The sequence below is a fragment of the Paenibacillus sp. HWE-109 genome (assembly GCF_022163125.1).
Lineage (GTDB): Bacteria > Bacillota > Bacilli > Paenibacillales > NBRC-103111 > Paenibacillus_E.
The window spans coordinates 8,485,703-8,509,168 of the sequence record NZ_CP091881.1 but is presented as its reverse complement, the minus strand read 5'-3'; the positions used below and the strand labels follow the sequence as shown (position 1 = coordinate 8,509,168).

Genomic DNA, 23,466 nt, shown 5'->3' with positions numbered 1-23,466 from the left:
CATCTAAACAATGAACTCCTAAGCCTTGTACTTACAAAGCTTAGGAGTTCATTGTCTAAGACCAATATTCGACTTTAATTTCTACTTTCGAATCCGATAAGGCTTTATATTGGTGCTGGACAGGCTTCCCTGTATGATCAACCTCGAAGGAGCCATCTTCTCTGCTGATTTGATAAACAAATTCTGCCTGAAGCGGTACTTGAAGCTGCTTGGCATACGTGTGGCTATCTGGATCATACACGAAGGGAAACCACGCATATACCTTAATATCTTCAGGTGTATCCACGGGGACATGAACGACCATTTCCAACGTCACACATTCTTTTTGAGCATTGACCACACGAATGGATTTTGCAGCTTCCAAGTCTTGATATTTGACCGTTACCGTTGTTTCCCCTTCTTCCAGCGGCACCACGGTTCCATCATCCAGAACATTCAGTATCCCTCGATCTTCTACTTCATACGTCGTCCTTAGCAAGGACATCTGGAAGCCGGTATCAAACGCAAGAATCGGATTTAGCCGGCACTCTGGGCCTGTAAGACCAACTTCTTCGCTGCCGTGCAAAGACAGAGAACATTCCTTGCCCTTAGTCCCAAAGAAATGAAGAAGTGGCGAACCTACTCGTTTTGCCCAGTCTTTCTCCGAATGAACCGCTCCTGGAGCATTGAAATAGATGAATTCCTTATCGGCTTCATATCCCAAATCCAACAGCTTCTCCGCAACTTCGCGGACATGCTTTTCCATCACCAAGGTGCCTTCACTGCCCCCCAAATCCATCCATATGTGAGAGGTCGATTGCTTCTTGCCAAATGTATGATACACCGGCGCCTCTTCCAATGTCAGTGGATCAACACAGTAGAAGTAAGGTGAAACGATGGCAAGCTTCCCAAAAATGTCCGGTCGGCGAAAGCCGATATGATAGGTGACTTGCCCCCCTCTGGATGATCCCATCAAAGCCGTATGATCAGGACCTGTTAGGGTTCGAAACACAGAATCGACGTAGGGTTTTAACTCTTCAATCATAAACGCTTCATATAAATGGCCTTTGGGCTTAATTTGAATTTTATCAGAGTGATAAAGAACACCTTCCAGCTCATGGGTAAATTCATCGGCCCTCTCTGCTCCCATGTTAGGAATGCCCACAACAATAATCTCTTCCAGCGTATGGTTTTGAATCAATCTATCCACAGTTTTGTTTACATGCCAAGAGTAGCCGTTAAAGGCAGCATGGAAAATATTTTGCCCATCATGCATATACAGCACGGGATATTTCTTTTTCTGTTCATAACGATAGCTGGGAGGAAGATATACGAAGATATCTCTCTTGTTGCCCAAATGTGTGGAGTGAAAATTTTCAACCCGCAATATACTAGATTTGCTTTCCATCCTGATCACCTCTATGAGCCGCAGCAGCTAAATCTATCCAATTCTCCACTTCGTAATTCAAGACTAATCCATCATCGGTCGTAAATACGCGGTAGGGAAGTTCTTGGCCATGACGGTCTACTTCATGCTGACCCAAGCCCCTGGAAATTCGAAATTCAAAGGACATCTCCCTGGGCACCTCGAAAGTTCCGCCATACAGCCCTTCACGAATCATCGGCAGCTCTAAGCCTGCATACAGCTTATCGGTTTTTGGCGTGAATTCCGGCACTTTAACGAACACTTTAACCGTCGCGGTCTCTGAGATATAGGGTACAACGGTGATATCCAGCGCAGCTGTTAGTTCGCCTTTCCTATATTGGATCGTCGTTTTCCCTGCTTTTTTCGGCAATAGCTTGCCGTCTGATGTAACCTCCAATATCTCGAGATCAACCACGACATAATGTGCATTTAAATCCGTCATCAGAAATCCACTATCGTAGTGTACCACCGGATTCATGGTTAACTTGGGCCCTTCTATGCCAACAATCTCAGGGCCACGCAGATCAACGTGAACAGGAGTGCCTATTTCTCCAAAAAAGTAAATGAGCGGCGCATGAACCCTTGCAGCCCAATCCTTCTGCGAGTGGCCGGAATCGACGGCCAGGTAATACATGAGATCGTTCCCAAATTCATACCCAGCTCCTCGAAGCGTATCCGTGACGTAACGAACATGCTTTTCCATGACCGTAAAGCCTTCCGAATCTCCAACGTCCATCCAAATTTTCAAGTCCTTCTTTTCCGTGTAGACGTGGCTTAGCCATCTTTCCTCCATCGTGCCAGGATCTGTGCTCACAAAGAAAGGACAAAGGGCTCCTATCATTCCAAATGTGTCCGATTGACGGAAGCCAATATTATAAGACACAAGACCGCCCGCAGACGAGCCCATAAGAGCCGTATGTTCTTTTCCCGTTAAAGTTCGGAGTGACCGATCGACAAACGGTTTAACTTCCTGAATGAGAAACTGCTCGTAAAGCTCGCCTTGATTAGTTACATCAAAAACGTTGTCCCCGGTCGGGCTTGCATGCATGTATTCTGCAATCCTTGCGTCTTCTACGTGCGAAATCGCCACAATGATGATTTCTTGCATTTTCCCTTGCGCAACCAGCTTGTCTACCGTTGAATGAACCTCCCACGATTCACCCTTTTGATCTTCGAAAAATACGTGTTGACCATCGTGCATGTAGAGAACGGGATATCGTTTATGTTGATCTGTTTCATAAGAAAGAGGCAAATACATATATATACTTCTGTAATTATTAAGGATCTTGGAATAATAACCATTAAGCTCAATGAGCCTTGATGAATTCACAAAGCATTCTCCTCGTAAAAAGTCACAATTTGGTGGTCAATAAGAAAAACTTCTCAGGGTTTACGTAATCCTGCTCATTCATGTAGCGCTCCATACTATGCACGATCTCTTCGTAGTCATCCAATTCAAACTGGGTTTTTATCATCTCTTCAGAGAGAATTTCCGGATAATGGCACGTGCATATCGCCATTGTCTTCTTATGAGTCTTGTACACTTCATTAGCCAAAAACTCATTGATGACAATCCCCGGACGATCGGCAAATTTGGATAAGAAAGTATGCATACTCTGGGTGTTCTCGTAAATATAGATCCGCTCTTCATCCAAGTTGGATTTCTCCTTAATGAGCTCCACCAGTTCTTCATTGTTGTAAGCATCCATAATGAGAAACTGCGGAGATTCAGCGAACAATTCATTCAACACGCGAAAGCTTTGCTCAAAGTTCGGCATAATTTTATGAAATAAATTGTCTTCAATATAACTGTCGATGACAAATATCGGGATACCGAAGCCGAAATAATTGGATATCGTCGAGAACTTTTCTTTATCCACATTAAGTATGAAAACACCGTCCAAATTTCTTTCCATAATGATTTTAGAAGAAGGTGCCGTACTGTCGATTTGCATAAAAAGAACATGGTAGCCGAGCTTGCTGCATAATTGCTCGATCTTATATATCGTTCTAACATATTTCAAATCCGACCATGGGTTCTGATCTTTGTCTCTAAACAACAGGATGCCAATCAGACCTGTTTTCTTAATTTTTAACGACTGCGCCGTCCGGTTTGTCACATATTTCAGTTGTTGGGCAATTTTCAGCACCTTCACGCGTGTATCATCGGAAATGGACTGCGTTTTGACATCATTTAAAATGTAAGACACTGTGGCAATGGATACGCCAGCCGCCCCAGCTATATCTTTTATCGTTGCTTTTTTCATTGAGAAACCCACCCTACTTAAACGTTTAGGTTGATTTAATCACATCAAATTTGGTTTGTCAATTACTTACAACGATGAAGCTGCAACGAGCCAACCGCATGGAGGTAAGCGGACAGAAATCTGCTTTTCAGCCAGGTTGAATGTCCCGCTGCCCATGAGAATAGTAGGCGACGATTCCGTTTGCAATGTGAAGTCCAACGAAGCCGACTGCTCGCTGTGATTAAAGCAAATGAGAAGTTGTTCATTGGCATCCTGCCTTTGTACGGCAAGCTGACGATTGTGCGCATATACAATTCGAAATGAGCCCTCTTGCAGCGCTGAATGTTTCTTTCTTAAAGCAATCAAATTCCGATAAAAATCAAGCAGTTCGTGATTTTGTTTGTCCACGTCCCAAATCATCGGTCTCCGGCAATCGGGGTCTTGGCCTCCTCTCATGCCCACTTCGTCCCCGTAATAAATACATGGCACACCTAGGAAAATAAACTGAAACAAGACGGCAAGCTGGAATCTTTTCTCGTCACCACAGATAGTTAGCAGTCTCGGCGTATCGTGACTTCCCAGAATGTTAAAGGCAGCCTCGTTTACCTGCTGTGGATACTGAGGCAGCAGCCGATTGATCTGATGGGAGAACTGCTGCGCATCCATTGTTTCTTTGGCAAAGAAGTCAATGATGGCTTCCGTAGCCGGATAGTTCATGACCGCATCGAACTGATCTCCTTGAAGCCATGGCATGGCATCGTGCCAAATCTCACCCAAGATATAGAAATCAGGCTTGATTGCTTTTAATTCCTTGCGGAATTCCCGCCAAAATGCATGGTCAACTTCATTCGCAACATCCAATCTCCACCCGTCAATATCGCACTCTTTGACCCAATACTGCGCAACGTTCAGCAAATAATGCCTCACTTCCGGATTCGAAGTATTTAATTTCGGCATATGGGACTCGAAAGCAAAACAATGATAGGAAGGCCTTGGTTCATACTTCAGCGGATATTCTTTGATGTGAAACCAATCCCAATACGCGGAACCAGGCCCTTTTTCGACCACATCTTGAAAAGGAGCAAACCAAAAGCCGCTGTGATTAAACACCGCATCGAGTATTACGCGGATACCGCGATCATGAAAAGCATGGACCAATTTCTTCAATAAGGCGATGTCGCCAAAATGCGGGTCCACTTTTAAATAATCGGCCGTATCGTATTTATGATTGGTTTTCGCTTCAAAGATAGGCGTAAAATAAATGGCATTAACGCCAAGGGAGCTTATATAGTCGATGCGGTCTAGTACGCCTTGCAGATCTCCCCCGTAGAAATCGTGAGGACCGGGATCGACATCTTCCCAAGGACGAACATTCGCAGGATCATTGCCCGGATCACCGTTCGCATAACGTTCAGGGAAAATCTGATAAAAAACGGCCTCTTTTACCCACCCCGGCGGCTTCAAAACTTCACTCGGCCAAAGGAACGGATAATCAAAGAATTTCAGTGGATCCTTAGGCTTTTCCTTGGAAAATCCACTCTCCGTGTACCAATACGTTTGCTCGCCCGAAACCAATTCAAATGCGTATCTTAACCTAAAATGCTCAGGGGCGATTTCCACTTGCCAATAATCAAAAAGCTCATCGCTGGCTATTTTATTAAGTGGCTTCTCACTTACCGTGTGTTCCCAATCATATTTATCTCCGTGGATAGCTTTCACCACCCCAAGATCGTCTTTCTTAGTCCGCAACCTGATATGGATCAAGTTGTCATCGTAGGCGTAGCAATAAGAATCAGCGGCTCTATGGTAAATAGCTTCAAAAATCATGGCAAACTCCTTACATATGATCTACTTTCCTCCATCACCCTTTATCTGCCCCCGTCGTAATTCCGTTAATTAAATATTTTTGGAAATACATGTACAGAAGAGTGATAGGCAATGCCACCAGCACAGCGCCGGATGCGAATAGCGTAAAGCTGGAATTCGTTTCGTTGGCCACCATATTATATAAGCCTTGTGCTAAAGTCATTTTCTCCGACGATCTCAACACGATTTGCGGCAAAATGAAATCCATGAAAGGTGTTATAAAACTGTTCAGGGCAACAAAGGTAATCGCCGGCAGCGATAAGGGAAATATAATTTTAAAAAACACATTCATATTGCTTGCCCCATCGATAAATGCAGCCTCTTCCAGACTTCTGGGGATGGTATCGAAATGCCCCTTCATCACCCAAGTCCCCATCGAGATGGAGCCTCCCGCATAAATAAGGATTAAGCCCAGATGGGTATCCAGCAATTTGGTCTGCAACAACAAAACAAAAATCGCCATGACGGATAAGAAGCCAGGAAACATTTGAAGAATCAACAAGGTCATTAAGCCTTGTTTTCTGCCTTTGAAGCGAAATCTCGAGAATGCGTAAGCTGTCGCCGCCACAAGGGCTGTCGACACAATGGCATTCGAAATGGCGATCTTGATTGTATTTTGATACCACAGCACAAAATCAGTGTTCTTGATAAGGTCGATGTAGTGGGCAATCGTTGGCTCATCCGGAATCATGGTACTTACCAGCAGGGCATTACCCGGGTTCAGCGACGTTCCAATAACCCAAAGGATGGGGTAGATCACCGCAATTAGCAACACGGCAAAAACCATGTAAATCCCGACGACGATCAAGTTGGATTTTATTTTAGACATTTAGACCAGATCCTCTTCCTAGACTGACTTCATCCGCTTGTAATTCCATAAGGAAAACATCGCAATAAATATGAACATAATGATCGATACGGCGGAAGCGACGTTAAATTGACTTTGATTCAGCGTCATCTTAAAGATCCACGAAATGAGAATATCCGTGCTTCCCGCGTAATAATAGGACGGACTGTCTGGTTTGCCATCCGTAAGCAGATAAATCAAATTGAAGTTATTGAAATTAAAGGCAAATTGCATAATTAATATGGGCGCGGTAGCCAGTAAGACAAGCGGAAGAGTGATTTTGATAAATTTTTGCTTCCCTGACGCGCCATCAACTTCTGCTGCTTCATACAAGTCGCGTGGCATTGTCGTTAAAACACCGGACATCAATGCCATAAGGAATGGCGTCGAAAACCATAAATTAACGAGAAGAATCGTCGCTTTCGCCATCGTTGGATCGGATAACCAAGGCACCGGAGAAAATTCCAATTTGCCGATTACTTCATTAATAGGGCCAAACGAACCATTCAATAAAACCCTGAAAACCAAGATGGAGATGAATTGCGGCACGGCCCAAGGCAAAATAAAGACGGTTCTCCAAAATTTTTTGAATTTTATTTTAGGATGGTTCAGCATCAGTGCCAATATTAACCCGCTCAAAAAGACGGATGAAGTAGAAGCTACAGCCCATATGAGATTCCAAACGGAAATGCCAAAAAACGTGAACCTCCAAGCTTTTTGGGCAAATAAATCATAAAAAGTTCTAAATCCTACCCAATCGACTAAGGATCGATCTGGAATATGAGCAGGAGCCGAGTAGTTCGTAAAAGCAATCAAAACATTAAAAACAAGCGGGATAATCGTCACAAAGAGCACAAAAAATGCCGCTGGCAGCAGTAATAAATACGGGAACTGTTTAAACTTCGCTTGTCTAACGGAAGCCATGAATCCTGGAACACGGCCTCCTTCGTCCCTCAGTCTTCCGTTCCTTTGGGCATCATAAATGTTAATCAAGTAGAAGCCTAGGAACAAAAGGATAACCACGAGTGTAATTAGACCATTTATTAACATGAAAATAGAGTGATCGCCATGCACCACTTTTCCATTGATAATTTGGGTAGGCACATCACCAAGCGTGATGAATCCTCTGATTCCCTTAAAAGCAATAGGATAATAATTCCAGAAAAATAATTGAGACAGAATGAGGAAGGCCAAGCCTTTGAGATATTGTTTGTTATATAGCTGGCCTAAACCAATAAAAACAGTGGAGCAGATAGCGGCTATCGTTCGATGTCGTAGAGCGCCTTGATTCAAATCCATACATAGGACCGCCTTATTTCTTAGTCTTCATTGCTGTCTTGATTTGTTCTACCGCGTTATTCAGGACTGTGGCCGGATCCCCATTGTCATTCCAGATGGAAGCAAGCGCAGCGCCTGCTGGTACCCAAACATTCCCCATCTCCGGAATCGACGGCATTGGCGTCGAATAATTCGCTTGTTCAAGGAAAGCCGAGGCATTGGCATCATTCTTAATGATCGGATCATTCATCAGATCTTTCCTAGGCGGCAGCTGCGTCGTCATTTTAAAGCGATTGATTAAATTCTCCTTGCTTGTTGCATAACTAGCGAACAGTTTGGCGGCAACCGGGTATTTGGTATACGAATTCACGTATAGCCCTCTAATGCCTGAAAAGCTTTGCGGATGTTCGCCATTAGGCAAAAGCGGCAGCGGCGCAACGCCATACTCAAAGTTCACCTTGGACAATCCAGACATTAACCAGGGTCCATTGATGACAGCAGCTGTTTTCCCTTCTTGGAACAAGCCTGTGATAATATTATCGTTAATGTCATTAACGTTTAACGGAAGTATGTTCTTTAACGATTGAAAGAACTTCGCCCCCTCGATCGCTTTGGTACTATTTAGACCAATATCAGTTGCATCCGTACCATTCTTGCCAAAAACATAGCCGCCGTAACCTGCAAAAAACGAATAGGATTGATACAACTGGCGTACATCCCACATAAAGGCGAACTTTTTGTTTTTCGGATCGTTATAGGTTTCTGCAAATTTCACAATCTCTTCGTACGTTTTCGGAGCCTTTTCCATTAATTTTTTATTATAAAAAAGCGCATAAGTGTCAATCGCTGTCGGGAACCCGTATAACACGCCTTTGTAGCTAACTCCGTCAATGGCCGAAGACATAAATTCATTTCGCGCGCTTTCGTTAAACACATCATTCTGTAAAACAAGTCCCGCCGTAACGGCATTGCCTAATTGATCGTGAGGTGCAGAGAAGACATCAGCCCCGATTCCCGCAGGACCATCTGTCGTAAGTTTCTTCACAGAGTCTATAGCAGGAACTACTTCCACCTTCACTTTGACGCCATATTCTTTCTCAAAGCTTGCTGAGATCGCTTTCAAATAATCCAGTTCCGGACCTTTGGACTCCCATACGAGCAGCTCCGCTCCAGCTTCTGGTTTAGCTTCTCCTTGCTTATTGCTGTCTTGTACCACGTGACCTTGTTCAGGCTGGGGCGACAACTTATTGTTCTTCGCACATCCAGCAAGGAATGAAACGCTGAAAGTAGCTGCAATAATTGAAGTAATCAACCAACGTTTGGACATTCATTTTCCCCCTTTAATTTTACTGAATCGTTTAAGTACCTAAACGTTTAAGTAACAACACACATATAATAACTTTTAACCCTTGCTCAAGTCAATGAAAAATTTATGGCCTTAAATAACCCGATGCAAAATGCCTGTTATCCAAGTGTAAAAAACCAGCAAACTGGTAAGGGGAGGCCACTGAAGAACTCTCTGTTTTCAGTGGCCTCCTCGAGGGCTTGCTGGTTTTATTTTTATTCTACATACACTACATGCTTACCTACGCCATAAGAAACACCTTGAGACAAGACGGTTACTCCTTCGGGCACTGTCAGATTCAGCCGAATTTCTAAGGCATGCTCGGTCTCGCGTTCCACCCGAACAGCCAAAACGCCGCATGTCGTCGGAATAGAACCTTCCGCCCAGGTAAGACCGCCAAGGAGCCGTGGAGAAATCTCTACTACGGTATGTCCGGGTTTCAGTGAGCGTACACCCAGAATCGCATGCAAGAACATGTACACGGGCATGCTTCCCCAGGCGTGGCACGCTGAGCTGAAGTGCACTTCCCCCGACTGCTTATCCTGATAGAATAAGCCCCACCATTCCCATACCGTCGTAGCACCGGCTTCAACCATCGGACCGTACCTCTCAAGCACCAGCTCCAGCATTCGTTCTTCACGGCCAAGCTTGCCGAGTGCCCTGTAAACGGTCAACATGAAGAATGGGCTGGCTTGAATGGCTCCCCCTGCCGCTTCAGGCGAGAATACCGCATGGTAAATCTCTTGGCTTCGCTCGTCTTCAGCCGCATGCAGAACAACCAGCGCTAGGGCGTTCGCCGATTCACTGTATAGTACACTAGGGACGCCTTTGACCAAACACTCCGTGTAGACGCCGACTTCCGGCAGCCATAAAGTTTGCTTGATACTGTCCGCTAACCGGTTGCTTACCTTCTTGTAATACGCCTCGGCCTCATGATCTCCGGTCAGTCCGGCATAGCTGATCGCTTGGCGCATCGCTTCCAGATAAAGCAAGTTGAGCGCTGTAACGATCCCACCGCGTTCTACGTCCGGCCATCTGCCAAGGGGCGCCTCACCCGCATCCACATAGGCCCAGTACGGTACGTCCACAAGCAACCCGTCTTCGTCCTCGAAACCTGAGAACCAGCGAAGTGCCTGAACGATGTTCGGCCACCATTCGGCCAGAAGCCCGTCATCCCCGTAAGCGTCCAGATACTCGCCGAAGGAACTGATCCAGTGCAGGCAAAACGACGGAATCGGCGGGTAGTTGTGATGTCCATCCGGATACCGCTGAGCCGTCATGCCCTGCCAATCCTGAGATTGGCCAACCTGTTCCAGAAGCTTGCGGTGCAGCCTTCCATCCCCTGAATAATACGTCTGGTAAAGCGCCTGCCAGCGTCCATCCCCCATCCACTGCTGCTGCTCGCGACTTGGCGAATCGACGAAAGCATCCTGCATACAGATGCGTACCGTATGCTCGGAGATGTCCCAGATCCGCTGCAGCGTCTGGTCACTGCACTTGAACGCCGCTGGCTGCGCCACAGGATAGCGACGTGTTCGCAGCCCTACCCTGTGCACGCAAACCGGGCGGGAATCCACATGCCGAACCCGCAGCTGTACGTAGCGGCACGCCTTCCAGCCAAAGCCCACTTCCAGCTGCTGCCGTCCCTCTGCGAGGATAAATCTATCCAGAGAACGATTGTTATTCCCGTTAAGCAGCGCCTTGCCTTCCCACAGCTCTTCGGCATACACCACATCGACGATGGTCCCGGCGGTACCGGTAACCTCAAGCTGCAAATACCCTGGCTCGATCCTGCCGAAATCGTAAGTCAGCACTTCAGCCTCGTCTGGTGAAGGCCGTTCAGAGCCTACGTCCCAGGGAGAATCCAACGGGCTTGCCTCGATCAGATGCATGCCCTTCGTTTCCTCAATGATATCCAGATGCATTCTCCCGGAAGGTGCCGGAAGCCTAGGGATGACGCCACGGCTCACAAACCGCAGCGCATCCAGCTCCTTCTCCTCCAGCAGCGGAATGGATCTCCGCACGAAGTTCCAGAAGGGCGACAGCCGGAAGCCTCGCTGTCGGGCCGCCTCCCAGCCGTCCACCGCAGTGTCTGGCAGATGCCAGTCCTCCCGTTCCAGCCGGGCATCGTAAATTTCGATGGGCCCTTGGCAGCCGTTCACCCGGGGGGCTTGAGAATCGTAAGCGTCCGCTTTGCGGCATAACCATGTAGAGTTCGTACCCAGAAGGATCGTCTCTCCTCCAGGCACGGAAACGTTCAGCTCAGCCAGCAGTGCGGGAATCCGATCGATTGATTGCCCAGTTCCGTAGCCGTAATACAGTACCATGACAGCGATGCAGTTGCGGCCTGGACGAAGCAGCCTCGAAACCGGAAGCTCGTCGACATACTGCCATCTCGGGTCACTCCGGCAAGGTCCTCGGCCCGCGTACATCCCATTCACATATACAATATATCTAGAGTCAGCAAAAATGCTCAGCGTTCCGGATGCCTTTGCATCCGCAGGGAGCTCAAAACTTTGGCGGAATTGACAATAAGACTGCACCGGGTGTTCATAATGCGTTTCCACCTCGGCAGGATGCCAGATAAGGCTCGTATCCGTCCCCCATTCCAATGGCAAGGGACTGCGTCTCTGAAATCGAGATATAGCCACTGTCTATCCTCTCGCTTTCCATTAGATTCTTCTGCTGTTAAGTTCATATTTCTGCGGCGAAGTGCCGGTAATTTTCTTGAAGAGCGTACAAAAATATTTCTCATTCTGGATGCCAACAGCCTCTGCTAGTTCTTGGTTCGTATAAGCCTGCTTGCGCATAAGCTCAATAGCCCGCTCGATCCTGCGCTTGGCGACGTAGTCCGTAAAGTTAATGCCCAGCTCTTTCTTGAACAGCTCGCTGACATAGGACAGATTCAAGTGAATATGGTCTGCAAGATGGCTTAGCGAGAGCGATTCGTGGAGGTGCTCCTCGACGTACAGGATCGCCTTGGCCATGTCCGGTCTTAGACTCACAGGCTCCGCTTGGGATAAGATACGCTCCCATTCCAAACGGAGCCATTCCGTCAATTGATGCAAATGCGAACAGACGTCCAACTGGAGCGGCGGCGTGTCTTCCAGCTCATTGCCGACCCGGAACAATTTGCGCTGCAGCCGGACTAACCACCTCTCGACATAGGGCAGCAGCTTGTACGAGGGAATGCGGTACGTGTGCAGCAGCTTGAGAAGCGGTGCCAGCTCGTCTTTATCGGAAGCCGAGGATACGCGATCCAGTACATTTTCAAACCGCTCGAACATGACTCGCGCATCGGCTTCGTTATAGACCAATCGGCGGTTCGGGGTTACGACCATGCTGAAGCTGAAGTAGAACGAATCAGCTAAAGCTGCCAAAGCCTCCCTATACGCTTCGGCTGCTTGCTCCCAGCCACGATGCCGGCGGCTCACTCCAATGGAAACGGACAGGCGCAAATATGACTTCATGTGGGTAAGAAGCTCCTCGGCCAGCTCAAGCCCTCGTCTGTCAAAGCCTTGTTCTCCCGCTGCCTGAATCATGGCAAATCCGACAAGCGTGTTGGGGGACATCTCACATACGAAACAACCGCCCGCATCCTGAAGCACCTCCTCCATAATATTCAGCATGCCGTACTTGAGCGAATTGCGGTCAGCAGGCGAATACTCTGCACAGAAGGCCGCATAGTCATCCAAACGAACCACAAAGCTAGCGTACTGGCCAGGGTGGAAGCTCGGAGCGTACTCAAGACTTCTTCGCTTCATCGTTGTGGCGCTCATCTCTCCGCGCATAAGCTCATCGAGCAACTGCTTGCGCATTCGGTGGGAATCACCTTTCACTGATCCGCTGAGGCTGTGCAGCCTTAGGTCCTTCTCCTCCCAAGCCAGCACATTGTCCCGCGCTTTCGCCAGTGCAGCCAGCACCTCCTGCTCCCTCAGTGGAACCTTAACCAGATATTCAAAGACGCCCATGGCAATAGCCTGCTTGGCGTAAGCAAAGTCAGCGTATGCGCTCAGAATGATAAATTCAATGCGGGGGTGACTTTCCCTCAGCTCTCTAATCATCTCCAAGCCATTCTTGCCCGGCATAACCACATCCGTCAAAATCAAATCCGGCTTCAGTCGCTCGGCCTGCTCCAGCCCCTCGCTGCCTGAATAAGCTGATCCTACCAGCTTATACGGCAGCCGCTGCTCTGCCCACCGCTCGAACATGCGCTGCAGCCGCTGCACCATCGGCGGCTCGTCATCGACGATCAAGCATGTGATCACTTCCCGCATGTCCATTCCTCCTTAGACGGCTAAGATATTCCGTTCATCCACTCGCAAATCGGGAAACCGCAGTGTGACCCGGGTCCCCTTGCCTTCCTCACTCCACACGCTAAGACCGTAAGACTCGCCGTAGTTCAACTGAATTCGCTGATGAATGTTGTACAAGCCGATTCGTTTGCGCCGTTCCGCCAGAGCGGCATTCTCCTGAAGAGGGAGAAGCAGCAGCGACACCTTCTCTGGAGACATCCCCACCCCCTCGTCCGTTACATCAATCACGAGTTGCCCCTCTTTACGCAGCGCTGTAATGCGAATTACGCCCGCTAGTCTTCCCCCGCAATAGCCGTGGAAGATACTGTTCTCCACAATCGGCTGAAGCGCCATTCTCAATACGGGATGTGTTAGCACCTCGGGATCGATCTCTTCCAGGAGCTCGAACACGCTGTCATACCGGACATTCTGGATGTGCAAGTAATCTCTTACATTCCTAAGTTCCTGGTTCAGACTGGCCCTGTCGGAGAAATCCGTAATGCCATATTCCAGAATGGCGATCAGCGCGCCGATCAAATTGTCCACTTCATCATACCTGCCGACGTCCACCACATTGCTGATCGAACCTAACGTATTATAGAGAAAATGCGGATTAATTTGCGATTGCAGCACCTGAATTTCCAGTTCCTTCTTCCTGCGTTCACTGATGTTGACTTGCTCAAGCAGCGTTCGTATCCGCCCCAGCATCGTATTGAACGTATCGGTCAGCTCGCCGAATTCGTCATTGCGTATCCTGGGAATCGTTACATTCAGATCACCCTGCCTCACCTGACTCATCTTGCGAATCAAGTAATAGACCGGTATCCGAATCATCCGGGCAACGAAGGCTGCCGTCACAATGCTGAGGAGGAGTCCAACAGCCAGCACCCAGAAGAAAAAACTTTCCATCCGCTGCAGGGATTTCTGCAGCGAGGTGCTGTCGGAGAAAGCGAACACAATCCACTTCGTTCTAGGAATGAAGCCTTTCATTACGGTAACAGGAATACCGTTCATATGCTCTTGGAACACATCATCCTTCTGATGGATCAACTCCATGCTGTCCCGGTCGTCGAACAAAAGCTGGTGGTCTCTCGCCCGGAACGGCCCGCCAGCTGCAGGCTCGAGTATGACGCGACCTTGATCGTCGAGAATGGCCAGCTGCAGGTTGCTGCCGTGACTGATCTGGTCCATCCGCTCCTGCAAAGCCGTCAAATTAAGATCAACCGCAATAACCATCGGTTCCCCGGCGAAAGTCAACGCTTTGGTGAACGTAACCGTCCAGCCGGAGAAGAAGGATTGGTAGGGGTTGCTGACCGAAATACTGCCGTAAGCGTTGCTGTAAGCAGTTCGGTACAGCTCCTCCCGAGTTGGCATTGGATCGTTCAATACCTTAGTGACAGGATTGCCTCCGAGTATGGAAAGGTCCTTTCTAATAAAATACACATCCGTCAGCATCTCCGAGTGAGTGCGATAGACCCCCTCCAACCCAGCTTGGGCCGCGCTCATATCGTTGCGCCACGTTTCGGAAGACGAGGATAACAGGGCAATCGTGTTCTGGACCAGGGCGAAATATAAGTCCATATACTGCTGCTCCTTTACGAGAAGCTGCTTGGCCAGTTCCGTTTGGCTGGTGGAAATCTCATTCTTAATGTACCGGTAGGACAAGGTGCTCACAATCACTTCCGAGCTCAGCACAAAGATGAAACAAACAATGAATAATCGGAAAGAAATAGTGTGAAACAGCTTTCGAATCCTAGCCCGCATACGTCCCACCCCTGCATGGTTATTCCCGTTCCCCATAGGGAAGAAGAGGAGGACGACGTCTCCCCTTCTTGGAACGGTTATTTAATCACGCCATCGCTTTGGAGCTGCTTGGTGTAGTTGGCGATGGCGTCGTTAAGCTTAAATTTGTCCTGCAATGTCTTCACATACGTATCCCAATTGCTGAGCGGCTCCTTGCCGGTGACGAACTTGAGCATCATCTCATTGACGTACTTGACGCGGTCCTGTGCCAGCGGATCATTCGGATCGTCAAATACCCGAGGATTGACATTGTTGTCTTTTAGATAGCTGGTATTGATTTTCTGATTAGCATTGGTGACATCTGGATTCTTGAAGTCAAAGTACACGCCGTCATTGGCCTTGCGGACGAAGGCATAGTTATAGCGCCACTCCACTTCCTTCTCATTGTAGGTCGTCCTGTCGATCAAGGCTGGCTGACCGTTCGTGGTCTTGAATGTCTTATCCTTAATTCCGTAAGCTAAGTATGGATAAGCTTCCTTATTCGTATACAAATATTGAATGAACTGCATAGCACGCTTGGTCTTGGCCGGATCCTTAAGCGCTTCCTTAGAAAGGCCGATCATGGACTGCTGGAATGGCTTCACATCGAGAATCTGATCGCCGTACGGCCCTTTCGGCGGCGCGATCTGTTTCCACTCTGGTACGCTCCCGCCGGCATCCTGCATTTTCTTCTGTTCAGCTGGTTCCATACGGCGCCAGTCTTCAATCATAATGCCGTCCTTGCCCTGATACATCTTATTATCCCGCTTCAGCCCATCATCGATCGTTACCCAGTCCGGATCAACAACTTTGGCTTGAATCATTTCGTTAATGAACTGCAGCGCTTCTCTGGTTTTCGGGTCCGTGTTGTATACGGCGACCTTACCTTCCTTCACGTCGACGAAGCCTGGCTGAACCCCGAACATCCAGAAAATTTGCTGGAAGCCTTGGGCCCCGCTAGTGCTGTATCCAAGCGATCCATCCTTAGGCAGCATGGCGAGGAATCCATATGTGTCGTTCTTGCCATTCCCGTCCGGATCATTGAATGTAAACGCCTTCATAACGTTCATAAGTTCTTGCGGATTAGTCGGAACTTGAAGGTTCAGCTTCTTCAACCAAGTTGCGTTGATCCACCAGCCATTCACGCCTCCGACCCCTTCGGATCCCGGAATACCAATCATATGACCCTTATATTTCATTGGCTCCAGCCGGGAGGGATCAAAAGACTTGGTCAGCTCCGGCACTTCCTTGAGCGCATCGTCCAGCTCAGCGACAAGCCCTTGATCGTAATATTTAATGGCGCTTGCGCGGTCGGGAAAAGTGAGAATGTCCGGTATTTGATTGGACGAAATGAGCAAATTCAGTTTATCCTTCCAATTCTCACCGCCGAGCGTCATCTCCAACTCAATATTGTTGTCCTTTTCGATCATTTGGCGGATGGGGTCGTTCTCCTTCGAAGGCATTGGCGTCGTCAGTCGGTAACCGATCGTGTTGTAGAAATTCAGCTTCAACTTCTTCTGAGCTTCCGGCTGGGCACTTGTTGTTGTCTTGTTGTCAGTCCCCGGTTTTGGATCGGCCTTGCTGCAGCCAGCCGCCGTCATACTTAGGGCAACCGTGAGGGCAAGCATAGCTTGTGCGTGTCTCTTTTTCATCGATAAACCTCTCCCTTAAAATGTATTATACATGTTTATATCAAGAGTTTCCTCATGATAACAATGGCAGAGCCTTCTCGGCTATCCCTTGACCGAACCGAGCAGAACGCCTCTGGTGAAATGCTTCTGGATGAACGGATACACGAGCAGAATCGGAAGTGTCGTCACCGCAACGGAGGCCATCTGCACCGATATGGGGTTAACCGAATTGGCTGCTTCGGCGGCATCCCCGCTGATAGCTACGGAAGCAAGTAAGATTTGTCTTAAAAACAGCTGCAGAGGCTGTTTCGATGCATCGTTGATATACAGCAAGGCGTCAAAATAGCTGTTCCAGTGCCACACCGCGTAGAATAAGCCGACCGTTGCGATAATCGGGACAGATAGCGGAAGAACGATCCGGAACAAAATGGCCAATTCCCCGGCACCATCGATTCTTGCCGCTTCATCGATAGCCTCCGGCAGTTGTTCGAAGAAGCTTTTAACGATCATCAGGTAAAAGGCATTAATCAGCCCAGGGACAATGAGAGACCATGAGGAGTCCAGCAAGCCGATCTCTTTCACGAGCAAATAGCTCGGAATGATACCTCCGTTAAACAACATCGTGAATACGATGAACATCAGGAAGTAACTGCGCCCTGGGAGAGATTTGCGGGATAGAGGCAAGGCCGTAAGGATGGTGAAGAAAAGATTGACGACCGTTCCAACCCCTACCCGGAACAACGTAGCCTGATAAGCTTCTGTCAGTCGCCCGCCTTGCATAATCGCCTCATAGGCGGTCCAGGTCACCTTAGTGGGAATGAGGACGAGACCGTCATTCTTGATTACCTCAGATATAGGCGTAACTGACACAGTGATGACGTAGATGAAAGGAATCACACATGTAGCAGCGAGCAGGGAAAGCAGCGTATAGTTCAAAATTTGCGTGATGCGTTCGCTATTGGTCATAGTATTCATAGAGCTTCCTCCTACCAGATTTGTCCGTCGAATCTCTTGGCTAGTCGGTTAGCACCGAGCACTAACATGAAGCCAATGACCGACTTGAACAGTCCTACCGCCGTCGCGAGCCCGATACGACCCTCTTGCATGCCGACCCGGTAGACCCAGGTTTCGATGACATCCGCCTTCTCCTGATTCAGCGGATTCATCATGATATAGATCTGATCGAAACCTACATCGAGAATTGCGCTGAGGCGCAGGATCAGCATCAAAATAATTACATTGCGGATCCCTGGCAGCGTGATGCTCCAAATTTGTCTCCAGCGGGAAGCACCGTCAACAGTGGCAGCCTCGTAAAGGGAAGGATCGATTCCCGTCAAAGCGGCCAAATAAATGATCGCTCCCCAACCTACCGACTGCCAAATGTCCGTTCCCACAATGAGCGATCTTATTAAACTCGGCTCTGTGAGGAATGAGATGCGCTCCAGGTGGAAGGCTGTCATCAGTTGATTGACCAGTCCGGTGCCTGGCGCTAGGAAAGCAACCATTAAGCCATAAATGATCACCCATGACAAAAAGTGAGGCAAATACGTCAATGTCTGAATCGTTCGCTTGAACCCGCCGGAAGTGACGCTATTCAGCATCAAAGCCAAAATAATTGGCGCAGGAAAAGAAAACACAAGCTTATATAACGAAATCAGTATCGTATTCCCAATAATTTGGTAAAAATAGACGCCTTCGAAGAAGAATTTAAAGTTTTGCCATCCTACCCACGGACTTTCCCACAGCCCTTTGAGCACATTGTAATTTTTGAAACCAGCGGTGATGTACACCATAGGAACGTACTTGAATACCGCAAAATACAGCAAACCGGGCAGCAGAAGCACATACATGATGCTGTACCTGCGGAACTGTCGAGCTATTAGGGCCATAACGTTTCTCTCCTCTTGTCTATCTTGATAACTTTATTCTAGCTCTTCGAATGAACCCTAAATTCCAAATTCTTCGGCAAAAAGTTTGCTATTTTCGAATGTGCTTGGAAATTGCCATATCTACCTGCGTGAGGCCCCATGAACGTATAACTTGCCGAAGATCAAAAACTTTTTGCCGAAAAATTTAGACCTCTTCCTGTTACCAACCTTCTACAATTGAACTATCCGCCATAATGAGGAGGTGAGATGATGGCTTTATCAATGTAAGCGCTTTATAACTATCGCGAAGCCTTGCCCGTACACGAAGTAAAATCGATTGCAAACATGAATGAAGGAGGAAACTCAGTAATGCTTAAAAAATGGAAATCCAAACTACTTGCCGCAACACTCCTAGTGTCCCTGCTGGCTTCCGGCTCACAAGGGATGGGTGGAACTAAGGCTTACGCTGCTTCCCCGGTTAATCCGGGCGCGACACAAGCCGTGAAGGATGTACTGAATTATATGGATACGGTTCAGGCAAACAATCAAATCATCTCCGGACAGTACGTACGGGGGCAGAATTATGGCTATATGGAAACCGACCACATTTACAATTTGACAGGTAAATATCCGGCCATGATTGGTTTTGATTTCTACTACAACGTGACGGATGCCTCCGATTTAAGTCATTGGCGCTCCTTTGTTGTCGACCACGCGACTGAATATTGGAAGAAAGGTGGGCTTGTCACGATCTCATGGCATGAGACGAACCCACTAGATACAATAGCGGACGCCGGTGGCTGGAATAGCGTCAATAGTTCAATGTCACAAGCGGATTTCAACTCGCTCACGACCCCTGGGACGCCTCTATACAACAAGTGGCTAGCACATATCGATACGATGGCTGGCTATCTGAAATCTTTGAGAGACCAAGGTGTTGTCGTTCTCTGGAGGCCTTATCACGAGATGAACATCGGCTTCTGGTGGGGCGGGAAAACGGGGGCCAGTTACAAAAAGCTATGGGAGAATATGTATGACCGATACACGAACTATCATGGTTTGAACAACCTGATTTGGGTCTGGGCCCCGGCTCGGGATGATAACAATGCAGTAAACAGCAATTATTACCCCGGACCCTCTTATGTTGATCTCGGCGGGGCTGACATCTATGCTGATGTCAGCGGGAATGCGAAATTTGCAAACGCAAACAATGAGCTGGCTTCTGTCATGGGCAATAAGCGTTACGGTTTATCTGAGGTTGGTTTGCTCCCGACTCAAAGTGCGGTTCAAACAACCTTTGACTATACCTGGTTCCTTGTATGGGCTATAGGATGGGCCGACAATCTGTTCTACGGATACCCCGCGAATGGACCTGGCAACAATACTTACTCGATCACGCCATTTTATAACAATGCCATCACGATTACGCGAGATGAAGTGCCTTCCTTCGGAAGGACCATCGCCCAGGAAACGATCATTTTCAAGGATGCCATGAACGGCTATTCGGCAGCAGGTGTTTCCCCATCCAACTGGACGACCGTTACCACAGGAGGCACGGTAACCGTGGAGAACGTTCCTAGTGTGGGATTAAATACCGGCCCGGACCGAAGTATGAAATTAAACAAAACAAGCACGACGAATGCCACGACAGCCGAGAAATCGTTCACCCCGCAAACTGGCGTCGTTACCTTCAAAGCCACGCTGCGGACAGAGGATGCCAGTTGGAAAGACTTCATTATCTATGACAGTTCAAACCTAGCCGCCTTGCATGCAGGCCTGCAGGGAAATTACTTAAAAGTATATGATGGCTCAACACTTATGAGCATTGAACCGATCACCGCTAGCAAATGGTACGATATTAAAGCCGTGATGAATACCACTACCAAGAAGTTTGATTTGTATGTCAACGGTGCAAAACAAGCCAATCAATTCAGCTTCAAAAATACGGCAGCGGTTGACGTCAGCCGATTGAAGGTTGGGGTTGCTCCAGATGCTGCTGGCATCTATTATATGGATAATGTTTTCATAACCAGATAGGGCAGACCGCCGAGAAATCGGCTTCGCCGCCCTGAGAGCTGAGCGCTGAGCGATGAGCCTCTTATAGGCGACAAATCCAGAGGGAGGGGAACTCTAGTACGCTAATTAGGCAAATAGCGGGAATGCTGGGGCAATAGCGGAACTACAGGGTCTTATTTCCGAGAAAAGCGCCTGATTTTTTGCAAAATAGCAAAATAGCACCCTGTAGTTCCCTTTGGCTCTCGATAACGGCAGTTTTGGCTGGAATAGCGGACTGTAGTTCCCTTTCCTCAGCGCGAGGCAACTGGAGCCACCTCCTCCAGCACTCTAAAACATATAAATGCTTCCACCCAGAGGAAATAACCATGCAAAACCTCTCATATTCCCATCTCGTTGGAGGAAGCTGCCACAATGGACGGCGTAAGCCGTACGGGTATCTTGTTTCGAGTCGTGATACCTTTAATAAAAAGCGCTGTATCGACTCGTTCAGTCGGCACGGCGCTTTACCTTTTTTCGCACTTAAAGCATTTTATTTATACCCTCACAGCGGACCATCCATGTCCCATCCTGCGGGAAACCGGGCGCAGCCGCATCGGTCCCGCCCAACCAACCACCTGCCATCATAGCAACTGCCGTCAATAAGCCGCCATTGCCGGGCAGATAGATCGGCAGCCTGCTCGTCTGAAAGTTATGGCCATTCGGCAAGTAGGTATTCTTCGTCTGATCGATCAGGAGAAGATCGACAGCAAGCTTGCCTTCTCCAAGCCTTGCGGCCGTCATCGCCATCATCGGATAGTCCCAGCCCCAAGTGTCCTTCCAATGCCAGACCTGGATAACTTCCTTCAGCGTTCGCCGCATGGTTTCCGTATCTGTCATCAAGCCAGGCAAGATGCCCAGCGGAGCCAGCATGGTCGGATGGTCGTCAATTCCAGCCAAGCCGCTGAATGTATCCGGAACCGTTTCAGCTGCCACATATAGTCCATCTGATACAGGAAGCGGAGACAAGTGCTCCAGCACATGATCCCATTTCTCCACGCGTGTTAAGCCGAGCCTCTCCCTCCAATGGTTCGCTGTGGATAAGCCAAAAGCCCAGTAAGCAAGCTCGAAAGTCGGATTCATTGTTATCGCATGATCATAGATTTCCTGTGCTGGCGCAAGTGGCGGCCCCAACACATAACGCTTGCCAGCTTCATCCCATTCTGCCAAGGAAGCCATGAAATCTGCACTTTGGAATACGATGTCTTGATACTTCTCCAGTGTGTCACGATCGTTTCGTATCGTGTAAAGCAGTTCAGCAAAATAGATCGGGTGCGGCTGCTGCCAAATGAGGAATGGTTCGATAAAACAGGGCGCATTTATTCCCTCCTCCGTTACGCACTTTGGCCAACGGGCCCCCTCATATCCTTGAGAATGTGCCAGTTCCTGCGCTTTGTGGAGAATCTCACTATACCAGCCTAAATTATTCTCTAACAGCTCCGGTCGATTCCATAGCGCAAAATGCACCGAATGCCACCAATGCATCTCGAGATGGAATTTGCCGGCCCAGCTATTCATCGTCAAGCCCGTTTCCTGAGGGGGAAGCGATCCGGACGACTGCACAGCGGTCAAATATTGCGAAAGCACGATCCGCCGTTCTAGCTCATGGGCTCGAATGTCCTGACTCCCAGCCAGTTCTATCGCCCCACCGCTGTTCCAAAAAACTGGCCAATGATTATTAGATTGCGTTAAAACATCCTCGAAATCAAGAAGAGGTATGGCCTGTTCCTCTTTGGAGTAACGAATCACCAGCTCTACCTCGTCAGACTCTGCATGAAGTGTTAAGAGGTGAGGGTCGCTCGAGTCACGCTTGAGTGTGCCATTTGACCACCCGGCGGTGACCCAATAGACATCCTCATCCAGCGTTCGTTTTAAACGGACAGAGTGGTCTGTTGATGCTACAATCTCAGTCCGGTGTGCTTCGGGACGGTCCCATACTGCGCCTGAACCGCCGAAGGATGCTGATCCATAGGGAAACCGCATAGCCAGTTTGAGCTGACCTGATACCAAGAGACTGGATTTAACCCGGATCGCAAGATGATCTTCCTCCGGATGACAGCATGTCAGTACCGAGACCGTTTCGCCTGATAAGGAAAAACGGCTGGTGATCACACCTGTCCACAAGTCCAGCGTTTGCTCGGTCTCCTGCAAGTTCTCTCTTCCTGCCGGTTCACCAGAAGGAAGAGTAAAGAGGAACTTGACTGCCCCCAGATGCAGGCGGTGGGGGTTCATCCGCAGCCATCTGTATTCTTCACTGTTCTCCCCGCGCGGCATATAGGGAAATCCTATCGCCCTCCCATTGAACGTGTTAAAGTAGGTTTTCTGAAACCTCTCCACATCGTAGCCCTTCGGGTTAGATGAGGTGTGCCAGCCCCAATTGGACAGATGGCCAAGTTCAACTCCGCCATTCTCATAACACTCGGGAAATGTCTGCAAACCCGTTGCATCAACGGTGAAGGCATAATTCCCGTTCCCCACGGTTAGAGAGGAGAATTTATCGAAGCCCCGTACAACGGGGTTATGGCGGCGCACCAGAGCTTTCCGATCAATCGTTTGCATAATTTACATCCTTTCTCTGGATTAGCCTCACATATACATAGCTTAAATCTCAATAACATATACTTCGAAAGGCTGCATCCTATGAACACCTTGCAGGACGGTCTCTGTAAGCAGATCACGCTGCGGGGTTAAGAAGGTGACCCTTAGGGGAACTCTAGTACGCTATTTAGCCAAATACCAGTGATGCGAGGGTAGTAGCGGAACTACAGGGTCTTATTTCCACGAAAAGTGCTCAATTTCTCATCAAACAGTAAATTAGCGTACTGTAGTTCCCTTTGGTTCGCCATAATGC

The 23,466-nt window shown here is 48.4% G+C and carries 15 protein-coding genes; 1 reads left to right on the top strand and 14 read right to left on the bottom strand.

All coding sequences use genetic code 11. From position 1 onward, the window contains the following. Positions 1-55 precede the first annotated feature (55 nt). The 13 genes from LOZ80_RS36785 to LOZ80_RS36725 form a co-directional block, all read right to left on the bottom strand. Positions 56-1,387, bottom strand: coding sequence for an alpha/beta hydrolase (locus LOZ80_RS36785; RefSeq protein WP_238169116.1), 1,332 nt, complete (start codon positions 1,385-1,387; stop codon positions 56-58). Further along, positions 1,371-2,735 carry an alpha/beta hydrolase gene (locus tag LOZ80_RS36780; RefSeq protein ID WP_238169115.1) on the bottom strand — a complete coding sequence of 455 codons (1,365 nt, stop codon included), beginning with the start codon at positions 2,733-2,735 and terminating at the stop codon, positions 1,371-1,373. Before LOZ80_RS36780 ends, LOZ80_RS36785 begins: the two co-directional genes overlap by 17 nt. A gap of 22 nt (positions 2,736-2,757) precedes the next feature. After that, positions 2,758-3,672: a LacI family DNA-binding transcriptional regulator gene (locus LOZ80_RS36775; protein WP_238169114.1), complete on the bottom strand. Its 915-nt coding sequence runs from the start codon at positions 3,670-3,672 to the stop codon at positions 2,758-2,760. Positions 3,673-3,738: 66 nt separating this feature from the next. Then, positions 3,739-5,478: an alpha-glycosidase gene (locus LOZ80_RS36770; RefSeq protein WP_238169113.1), complete on the bottom strand. Its 1,740-nt coding sequence runs from the start codon at positions 5,476-5,478 to the stop codon at positions 3,739-3,741. A gap of 34 nt (positions 5,479-5,512) precedes the next feature. Beyond that, positions 5,513-6,346: a sugar ABC transporter permease gene (locus LOZ80_RS36765; RefSeq protein WP_238169112.1), complete on the bottom strand. Its 834-nt coding sequence runs from the start codon at positions 6,344-6,346 to the stop codon at positions 5,513-5,515. Positions 6,347-6,364: 18 nt separating this feature from the next. Continuing rightward, entirely contained in the window at positions 6,365-7,663 is a 1,299-nt protein-coding gene (locus tag LOZ80_RS36760) for a sugar ABC transporter permease (protein WP_238169111.1), read from the bottom strand. 13 nt (positions 7,664-7,676) lie between these two features. Continuing rightward, positions 7,677-8,969 (bottom strand): sugar ABC transporter substrate-binding protein, encoded by a 1,293-nt coding sequence (locus LOZ80_RS36755; RefSeq protein WP_238169110.1) that lies wholly within the window; start codon positions 8,967-8,969, stop codon positions 7,677-7,679. A gap of 233 nt (positions 8,970-9,202) precedes the next feature. Beyond that, entirely contained in the window at positions 9,203-11,638 is a 2,436-nt protein-coding gene (locus LOZ80_RS36750) for a family 78 glycoside hydrolase catalytic domain (RefSeq protein ID WP_238169109.1), read from the bottom strand. A 21-nt stretch (positions 11,639-11,659) separates the two neighbouring features. Then, positions 11,660-13,264 (bottom strand): response regulator, encoded by a 1,605-nt coding sequence (locus LOZ80_RS36745; protein ID WP_238169108.1) that lies wholly within the window; start codon positions 13,262-13,264, stop codon positions 11,660-11,662. Positions 13,265-13,276: 12 nt separating this feature from the next. Further along, positions 13,277-15,046 carry a cache domain-containing sensor histidine kinase gene (locus LOZ80_RS36740; protein WP_238169107.1) on the bottom strand — a complete coding sequence of 590 codons (1,770 nt, stop codon included), beginning with the start codon at positions 15,044-15,046 and terminating at the stop codon, positions 13,277-13,279. Between the two features lie 77 nt (positions 15,047-15,123). After that, on the bottom strand, positions 15,124-16,716 hold the full coding sequence (locus LOZ80_RS36735; RefSeq protein ID WP_238169106.1) for a type 2 periplasmic-binding domain-containing protein: 1,593 nt from the start codon (positions 16,714-16,716) through the stop codon (positions 15,124-15,126). Positions 16,717-16,797: 81 nt separating this feature from the next. Beyond that, the gene (locus tag LOZ80_RS36730; protein WP_238169105.1) at positions 16,798-17,670 is read right to left on the bottom strand and encodes a carbohydrate ABC transporter permease; all 873 of its coding nucleotides are present in this window, start codon (positions 17,668-17,670) and stop codon (positions 16,798-16,800) included. A gap of 11 nt (positions 17,671-17,681) precedes the next feature. Further along, entirely contained in the window at positions 17,682-18,584 is a 903-nt protein-coding gene (locus LOZ80_RS36725) for an ABC transporter permease (protein WP_238169104.1), read from the bottom strand. Between the two features lie 348 nt (positions 18,585-18,932). Here LOZ80_RS36725 and LOZ80_RS36720 point away from each other — a divergent pair, with 348 nt between their 5' ends. Continuing rightward, complete coding sequence (locus LOZ80_RS36720) at positions 18,933-20,600, top strand: glycosyl hydrolase (RefSeq protein WP_238169103.1); 1,668 nt, start codon at positions 18,933-18,935, stop codon at positions 20,598-20,600. Between the two features lie 498 nt (positions 20,601-21,098). Here the strand turns inward: LOZ80_RS36720 and LOZ80_RS36715 are convergent, their stop codons facing one another. After that, a complete protein-coding gene (locus LOZ80_RS36715) occupies positions 21,099-23,174 on the bottom strand; it encodes a glycoside hydrolase family 65 protein (RefSeq protein WP_238169102.1) in 2,076 nt (691 codons plus the stop codon). Positions 23,175-23,466 lie beyond the last annotated feature (292 nt).